Consider the following 6,747-nt stretch of genomic DNA (forward strand, 5'->3'; position numbering starts at 1 on the left):
TGTAACAGATAGCACACATTTTTTGACCCCTAAATGGGGATACGGTTCCTATGACACAAGAGATTAATCTAAAAAGCGAGATTTCGGCAACACAAACTGGACTGAGATTAGATCAGGCCCTAGCAGAGTTGTTCCCAGATTACTCGCGCACGCGCATCAAGGAATGGATCCTATCTGATGCAGTTTATGTTGACGGCGTTGTCGTTAATAAGCCCCGAGAGAAAGTTTATGAGCTGCAACAGATACTCATAGATGCCACTCTTGAAGAAGAAGTTCACGCAGCGGCACAGGCCATTGATCTGGATATCGTCTATGAAGATGACGACATTATTGTGATCAATAAGCAAGCGGGACTCGTGGTTCACCCTGGTGCTGGCAATGCCGATGGCACTTTGATGAATGCACTATTGCACCATTGTCCCGATATTGAGCATGTACCACGTGCTGGTATTGTGCACCGTCTGGACAAGGATACTACAGGTTTAATGGTTGTAGCCAAAACCGTTGAAGCGCAAACCCATTTAGTGGCCGCCTTGCAGGCCCGTGAAATCACTCGTGAATACGAAGCGATTGTGATGGGGACTATGACAGGTGGCGGTACTGTGGATGAGCCGATTGGTCGTCATCCAACGAAACGTACTCATATGGCGGTGCATCACTCAGGTAAACCAGCTGTGACGCATTATCGTGTGGCGGAAAAATTCCGTAATCACACTCGTCTAAGATTGCGCCTTGAATCTGGTCGTACTCACCAAATTCGTGTGCACATGGAATACATAGGCCACGTATTAGTGGGCGATCCTGTGTATGGTGGTCGTCCAAAACCGCCGAAATGGGCCAGCCCAGAGTTTTTTGATATTCTGAAAAACTTCAAGCGCCAAGCTCTGCACGCTGTGCGTCTTGAATTAGCCCATCCTGTGAGTTGTGAAATCATGAGCTGGCACGCGCCAATTCCTGAAGACATGGTGATTTTGACGAAAGCACTGCGTCAAGACACGGTCGAGCATCCGATCGAGTATTTGTAAGTGTTTAATCACGATTGGCCTGTTCCCGCTAATGTTGGCATCGCTATGACAAATCGTCATGGCGGTGTGAGTGTGCATCCCTATGACAGTTTGAATCTTGGACTGCACGTCGGTGATGCGCCTGAGCTGGTGATGGCTAATCGTGAATTACTCTGCAAACAATTAGCGTTAACCGCCGAGCCTGTCTGGCTCGAGCAAGTGCATGGTACTCATGTGCTTAATTTAGATGCGCTGAGCTTAGCTCCTGCTGTGGATACACAGATTGCCGATGCCAGTTACAGCCGAACGGCTAGCCAAGTTTGCGCTATAATGACTGCCGATTGTTTACCTGTGTTGTTGTGTAATCAAGCGGGAACCGAAGTGGCTGCAGCCCATGCCGGTTGGCGTGGTTTATGTGATGGCGTGATTGAGGCCACCGCGGCGCAGTTTAGTTCACCTATGGATGAGTTGATTGCCTACCTCGGTCCGGCTATTGGTCCACAAAAATTTGAAGTCGGTGTTGAAGTACAGCAAGCCTTTTGTACTTTACATCCGCAGTCGGCAGCGTGTTTTATTCCAAGTGGTAACAAGTATCTTGCCGATATTATTGGCTTGGCTAAATTACGCTTGAGTTTACTCGGTATAAACCATATTTATAGCGCAGATATCTGCACAGTCAGCGACACGGATTACTTCTCTTATCGTCGCGATAAGGTGACGGGACGCATGGCTTCATTGATCTGGCTTAAGTCTTAAGCCAATTCCCCTACAGTTTGTATTTATTTGCGCGTTATTCTCTTGAATTTGGCTAAATAGCCCCCATCTTTTAACTAACGAAATGTAATACCAATCCTATTTAGATCTCTCCATTAGCGGTACTGATTTTAAAGCCACTAAATTGGCAAGATGTCTTATGGATTGGCATATCTCTACTATATGAGTGTTAGGAGGCTGTATGCGACTCGATCGTATGACCAATAAATTTCAGCTTGCCATCTCTGATGCCCAGTCACTCGCACTTGGGCGTGATCATCAGTTTATTGAACCGCTGCATTTGATGATGGCATTGTTGAACCAAGATTCAGGTTCAATCCATCCCTTATTGACCCAAGCTGGCATTCGAGTGAGTGCGCTGCGATCGCTCTTGAGTCAAGAGCTGGAACGCTTACCTCAAGTTGAAGGGACTGGCGGCGATGTACAATTATCCCAAGGTTTAATCCGTTTATTAAATCTGTGCGATAAATTGGCGCAAAAGCGTAAAGATAAATATATCTCTAGCGAATTATTTGTATTAGCTGCGTTAGAAGGTGCCGATGCTCTTGCACAAGCGTTGAAAAAAGCCGGCGCGACCAAAGAGTTGATGGAACAAACCATTGAACAAATGCGCGGCGGCCAAAAAGTGGATGATCCGAACGCTGAAGATCAACGCCAAGCGTTGAAGAAGTTTACTATCGATCTCACCGAGCGAGCCGAACAAGGCAAGTTAGATCCTGTGATCGGCCGTGACGATGAAATTCGCCGTACGATCCAAGTGTTACAACGTCGCAGTAAAAATAACCCCGTCCTTATCGGTGAACCGGGTGTGGGTAAAACGGCGATTGTTGAAGGACTTGCCCAGCGTATCGTTAATGGTGAAGTCCCCGAGGGCATTAAAAATAAGCGCGTTTTATCCCTCGATATGGGCTCATTGATTGCGGGCGCTAAATATCGCGGTGAGTTCGAAGAACGTTTAAAAGCGGTACTTAATGAGTTATCACAGGAAGAAGGTCAAGTGATCCTCTTCATCGACGAGCTGCATACTATGGTCGGCGCCGGTAAAGGTGAAGGCGCAATGGATGCGGGTAACATGCTCAAACCTGCGTTAGCGCGTGGTGACTTGCACTGTGTGGGTGCGACAACGCTCGATGAGTATCGTCAGTATATTGAAAAAGATGCGGCGCTTGAACGACGTTTCCAAAAAGTGTTGGTGGATGAACCAAGCGTTGAAGACACCATTGCTATTTTGCGTGGACTGAAAGAACGTTACGAGCTGCATCACCATGTGGAAATTACCGATCCGGCGATTGTGGCGGCAGCGACCATGTCGCACCGTTATGTGTCGGACCGTAAGTTACCCGATAAAGCGATCGATTTGATCGATGAAGCGGCATCGAGTATCCGTATGCAAATGGACTCAAAACCTGAGTCACTCGACAGGCTCGAACGTCGTGCTATCCAGCTCAAACTGGAGGAGCAAGCGTTAGCCAAAGAAAATGATGAGGCGAGTCGTCGCAGGCTTGACCATCTGCAAGAGGAATTACGTGATGTTGAAGCGAAAGCTTCAGAGTTGAACGAAATCTGGCGTACTGAAAAAGCCGCATTAGCGGGCACTCAGCACATAAAAGCCGATCTCGAACAGGCTCGAATGGACTTAGAAGTAGCGCGTCGTGCGGGTGATTTAACTCGGATGTCTGAGCTGCAATACGGTCGTATTCCTGAGCTTGAAAAACAGCTCGATTTGGCATCGCAAGCCGAAATGCAGGACATGACGTTATTGCGTAACAAGGTTACTGAGTTCGAAATCGCCGAAGTATTGTCGAAAGCGACGGGAATACCCGTATCGAAAATGCTTGAAGGCGAGCGCGAAAAATTACTGCAAATGGAAGTGGCGCTGCATGAACGAGTGATCGGCCAAAACGAAGCCGTCGATGCGGTCGCGAATGCGATTCGTCGTAGCCGCGCGGGTCTGGCGGATCCAAATCGCCCGATTGGCTCGTTCCTGTTCTTAGGCCCAACGGGTGTAGGTAAAACTGAGCTTTGTAAATCACTGGCGAGGTTCTTATTTGATACCGAATCGGCCTTAGTGCGCATTGATATGTCTGAGTTTATGGAGAAACACTCAGTATCGCGTTTAGTGGGTGCGCCTCCAGGATACGTAGGTTATGAAGAGGGCGGTAACTTAACGGAAGCCGTTCGTCGTAAACCTTATTCGGTGATATTGCTCGACGAAGTCGAGAAAGCGCATCCCGATGTGTTTAACATTTTACTGCAAGTGCTTGATGATGGACGCTTAACCGATGGTCAAGGTCGTACTGTCGATTTTAGAAATACAGTGATCATTATGACCTCGAACTTAGGCTCCGACATTATCCAAGAAGGATTTGGTCAAGTGACCTATGCAGAGATGAAAGCGGCGGTAATGAATGTCGTCACTCACAGTTTCAGACCCGAGTTCTTAAACCGTATCGATGAATCTGTGGTGTTCCATCCATTGGATGCTGCCAATATCAAACGTATTGCTTCGATACAAATTGCTTCCTTACGCCAACGTTTGGCTGAAAAGGACTATACATTGGAGATCACCGACGACGCATTATCACTGATTGCGGAAATTGGTTTCGATCCTGTGTATGGTGCAAGACCGTTGAAACGGGCATTGCAGCAAGAAGTCGAAAACCCGCTGGCGCAGAAATTACTGCGTGGCGACTTGTTACCGGGTAAACCGATCAAGGTCAGCTGTGCGGGTGGCGAGTTAGTGTTCGAGCAATAACCTGTGACCAGTAGCTAGTCACTTAGTGTGTTTTTTGAATGCGATACGTTAACAGCAAGCTTGAAGTTGGATAGGTTGAAATAGGCGAACTGCAATAAGCGTTCTTGAATGAACGAGCTTGAAATAAACTATCTCGCAATAAGAGATAGCGCTTTCTTAGTCAGTATCGCTCCCGCTTCACGCGCTAAAACGAAAGGAGCCGAGTTTTTAACTCGGCTCCTTTTTTATTGCATCAGCTTAATCGTTGTTCATTAATGTAGTGGCATAGTGAATTTGGCTACTTCTTATCACAGAAGAGTTTGATTCTTTCCTGCTGTTGGGCAATAGAGGCTTGGCGATCCTCCTCAGTCATAGCGACAGATTCACCCGAATCGGAAGTTTGGCGGATAAGCTTAGTGTGCGTTGTGAGTATTTCTAAATTGTGTTTTGCACTCTCACAAATGGAGTTAGCCTGTTTGGCGTCTTTTTCTTTAATCAGTGCCGCTGACTTTTCTAATTCATTGGCTTTAGAAGTTGGCTCAACTTTCTTTATCGGCGCGATAAAACCGACTTTCGCCTGCTCTAAATCTTCACTGTAGAGTTTTGATGTTTTGATGCTTTCTTGTTGTGGGGCTTGCTGGCTGTAATGTGTCACCCCATTTTCATCGACCCAAGTATAGATAACGCCCGCAGAAACGGGGCCAATGAAAAGGCTGAGCCAGAGCCATCGATACAGTATTGTTCTGAACATGTTCACTTTTAACATCGAAATTATCCCTAACTGGTCTCTCATCGACATGATAATAAAATATGTTATCTTGAAAGCTAACTTCTCTTCACTGAACTAGCGTAATAAGTGTATGCAAAATTCTTCAAATCAAACAGTAAAGAATAAAGGTATCTATTTACTGCCTAATCTTTTTACGACAGCAGGATTGTTTTCTGGCTTTTATGCTGTGATTGCTTCCATGAATGCTAACTTTGAAGCTGCTGCAATAGCCATTTTTATAGCCATGATCTGTGATGGTCTCGATGGTCGAGTGGCAAGACTGACTAATACTCAAAGTGATTTTGGTGCCGAATACGACAGTATGGCGGATATGGTGTCCTTCGGAATGGCACCAGCACTACTCGCCTACAATTGGGCATTAGCCGACTTAGGTAAAATTGGTTGGTTGGCGGCATTTATTTATTGTGCAGGTGCGGCACTCAGGCTCGCTCGATTTAATACGCAAGTTGGCGTCGCCGATAAGCGTTACTTTCAAGGTCTCGCCAGCCCGGCAGCCGCAGCTGTTATTGCCGGCAGTATTTGGCTTGGTAATCAATATAGTCTCGATGGAAGAAACATCAGTTGGATTGCGGCCCTTGTTACTGCGGCAACCGGTTTACTGATGGTCAGCAATTTCCGCTATCACTCCTTTAAAGAAATTGACTGGCGTGGCAAGGTTAACTTTATCGTGATCTTACTGGTCGTCGGTGTATTTGTGGTGGTGTCAGTTCAACCTGCATTGATCTTATGTGTCGGCTTCTACTTATATGCGATTTCAGGCCCAATCATTACGATTCGAACCGTGAGAAAACTCAAAGTCGCTCATATTGTCGGTGATGATACGGTAGCGAATGTCGAGACGAACTCCTCAGTCCAAGCTGCTGCACAAACTCAAGTCGTTACAGATCTCGAGAAAGAGAAACAAGAAGAGCATAAACCTTAGGGCTCGTGCTTTTGATCATTGCTTATCATTAGCTAGGTGCAAACAAGAGTAAGGCATCACACTAGGCATAACGTTTTTAGAGGTTTGCTGATAGATATAGCGAGAAATAGCTATCAACTTCCGTTTATGCCCATTCAATCTATTAAAACCCCAGCAATAGGCGATTTTTTCTGCCAGACTTATCAACCCAAACAGCGATATTGCTCAGTGTTGCAGTATATTTCTGCAGTTTGATGGTTATTTATTCGCTTGGCGGAGATTGTTAAAAAAGCCCTTGCACAAAATCCTCTGCTGCCTATAATGCGCATCCACTGACACGGCAGACAGCGTTAAGCAGCCTGATGTGACAGTTCATCGATGAGTTTACTGATTGATGAGTGTTGAGAAAGTTTGCAAAAACTCCTTGACGCGAAACGGGAAATGCGTAGAATACGCAGCCCTAGCCAACTGGAAGCGTTCGGCGCTCAGTGTGGTACTCAAGTTCTCTTACGAATATTGAGTTGCTCTTTAACAAGATAAAACA

At 46.2% G+C, this 6,747-nt stretch carries 5 protein-coding genes; 4 read left to right on the forward strand and 1 reads right to left on the reverse strand.

Going from position 1 to position 6,747, the window contains the following annotated elements; all coding sequences use genetic code 11:
• Positions 1-50 precede the first annotated feature (50 nt).
• The 3 genes from rluD (at position 51) to clpB (ending at position 4,533) form a co-directional block, all read left to right on the forward strand.
• A complete protein-coding gene (rluD, locus tag L5L77_RS09380; protein ID WP_105249966.1) occupies positions 51-1,025 on the forward strand; it encodes a 23S rRNA pseudouridine(1911/1915/1917) synthase RluD in 975 nt (324 codons plus the stop codon).
• Positions 1,026-1,760, forward strand: a complete 735-nt coding sequence (gene pgeF / locus L5L77_RS09385; RefSeq protein WP_263186841.1) for a peptidoglycan editing factor PgeF — start codon at positions 1,026-1,028, stop codon at positions 1,758-1,760. It begins immediately after the preceding gene.
• A gap of 199 nt (positions 1,761-1,959) precedes the next feature.
• Positions 1,960-4,533 (forward strand): ATP-dependent chaperone ClpB, encoded by a 2,574-nt coding sequence (clpB, locus tag L5L77_RS09390; RefSeq protein WP_263186842.1) that lies wholly within the window; start codon positions 1,960-1,962, stop codon positions 4,531-4,533.
• 277 nt (positions 4,534-4,810) lie between these two features.
• On the opposite strand, the gene L5L77_RS09395 is transcribed toward clpB, so the two are convergent.
• Entirely contained in the window at positions 4,811-5,278 is a 468-nt protein-coding gene (locus L5L77_RS09395) for a DUF4124 domain-containing protein (RefSeq protein WP_173246326.1), read from the reverse strand.
• Positions 5,279-5,372: 94 nt separating this feature from the next.
• Between L5L77_RS09395 and pssA the strand changes: the two genes are divergently transcribed.
• Positions 5,373-6,224 (forward strand): CDP-diacylglycerol--serine O-phosphatidyltransferase, encoded by an 852-nt coding sequence (gene pssA, locus L5L77_RS09400; RefSeq protein WP_006085775.1) that lies wholly within the window; start codon positions 5,373-5,375, stop codon positions 6,222-6,224.
• The last annotated feature ends 523 nt before the right edge of the window (positions 6,225-6,747 follow it).

Origin of the sequence: Shewanella sp. SM29, from assembly GCF_025654245.1 — a bacterium.
GTDB lineage: Bacteria > Pseudomonadota > Gammaproteobacteria > Enterobacterales > Shewanellaceae > Shewanella > Shewanella oncorhynchi.

What these genes read in the sequence shown, in the direction of transcription:
- L5L77_RS09395 (WP_173246326.1), bottom strand. Translation starts at nt 5,278, where the DNA reads ATGTTAAAAGTGAACATGTTCAGAACAATACTGTATCGATGGCTCTGG.
- pssA (WP_006085775.1), top strand. Translation starts at nt 5,373, where the DNA reads ATGCAAAATTCTTCAAATCAAACAGTAAAGAATAAAGGTATCTATTTA.
- clpB (WP_263186842.1), top strand. Translation starts at nt 1,960, where the DNA reads ATGCGACTCGATCGTATGACCAATAAATTTCAGCTTGCCATCTCTGAT.
- rluD (WP_105249966.1), top strand. Translation starts at nt 51, where the DNA reads ATGACACAAGAGATTAATCTAAAAAGCGAGATTTCGGCAACACAAACT.